Consider the following 1,268-nt stretch of genomic DNA (forward strand, 5'->3'; position numbering starts at 1 on the left):
CTCGTAACTCTGATTAAGATATACTTTAAAATTAAACGGCTTTTATACACTTATTTAAGTACACACATACTTTTCAAATTCTCAAAAATCCGCTCCCATTCGGCTCTTATTCTCAATGATCTGTTTTTTAAAATTCATTTACATAATTAATGTGAATTCAAATTTCATTTAACATTTTTGTATAAGATAACTTAAACAAAACTTTACTGATTGTATAAAAACGTACAAATTCAACAAGACACTATTACAAGGTTTTTCAAAATTTAAGCAAGTACATGTATGAATTACATAAATATTCTGCTTTAAGTAATTGTTGTATCTCATTATGTACTGAAAAGCTTTAAGTCGATTTGGGTATTATGCTTATACTCAGAAAAGCCTCTAAAAATCCATTTCCATACTAAACTATTTTAAATTAGCCAATCAACGTGTAAAATAACTGTCATAATCTAAAATACTGCCATAATCAAAGACAAATGAGGAGAGATACTGTGGATAAAGTATTATTCGTTGAAGACGATAACGATCTAGGAATGGCTATTGAGTTTACTCTAAAAGGAGAAGGACTTGAGGTCATAAGAGTTTCTACTGTACAAGATGCAAAAGACCAATACGAAAATAATAAATTTGACTTAGCTATATTGGATGTTGGACTCCCAGATGGAAATGGGTATGATTTATGTACCTATCTTAAAAGAAAAGGTGATATACCTATTATTTTTCTCACAGCACTGGATGAGGAGGCAAATGTAGTAATGGGCCTTGATATTGGTGGAGATGATTATATAACAAAACCCTTCAGGGTAAAAGAGCTATTATCTAGAGTAAAAGTACAATTAAGAAAAAAAATTAAAACAGCTTCTAATACTATATTGAAGTCTGAAAATATACAGCTTGAAGTTGAAGCAGCCAGAGCCTTTAAGCATGAGAAAAGTATAAATTTAACACATTTAGAATACAAACTCTTATTAACGTTAATGCTAAATCCTCATAAAGTGTTACAAAGAAATGAGATATTGAAAAAAATAGCAGATGAAGGCGAAGTGTTTTTCGATGAAAATACTCTTTCTGTTTATGTAAAAAGATTGAGAAGTAAAATTGAGGATAATCCACAAAATCCTGACTGTATAATCACACAAAGAGGTGTCGGATATTTCTGGAATAAAGACGTCAGTAAGGAGTAATTTAATGATAAATAGAGAAATAAAAATTAATATACTTACATTAGCATTAATCTCTTTTTTATTTATTATATATCAAGTTATCAC

At 29.0% G+C, this 1,268-nt stretch carries 1 protein-coding gene; it reads left to right on the forward strand.

The window, feature by feature from the left end; translation table 11 throughout:
• Positions 1-491 precede the first annotated feature (491 nt).
• Positions 492-1,184 carry a response regulator transcription factor gene (locus ABWK52_RS26260; protein ID WP_000362055.1) on the forward strand — a complete coding sequence of 231 codons (693 nt, stop codon included), beginning with the start codon at positions 492-494 and terminating at the stop codon, positions 1,182-1,184.
• The last annotated feature ends 84 nt before the right edge of the window (positions 1,185-1,268 follow it).

This window comes from Bacillus sp. AP50, from assembly GCF_040492675.1.
Classification (GTDB): domain Bacteria; phylum Bacillota; class Bacilli; order Bacillales; family Bacillaceae_G; genus Bacillus_A; species Bacillus_A cereus.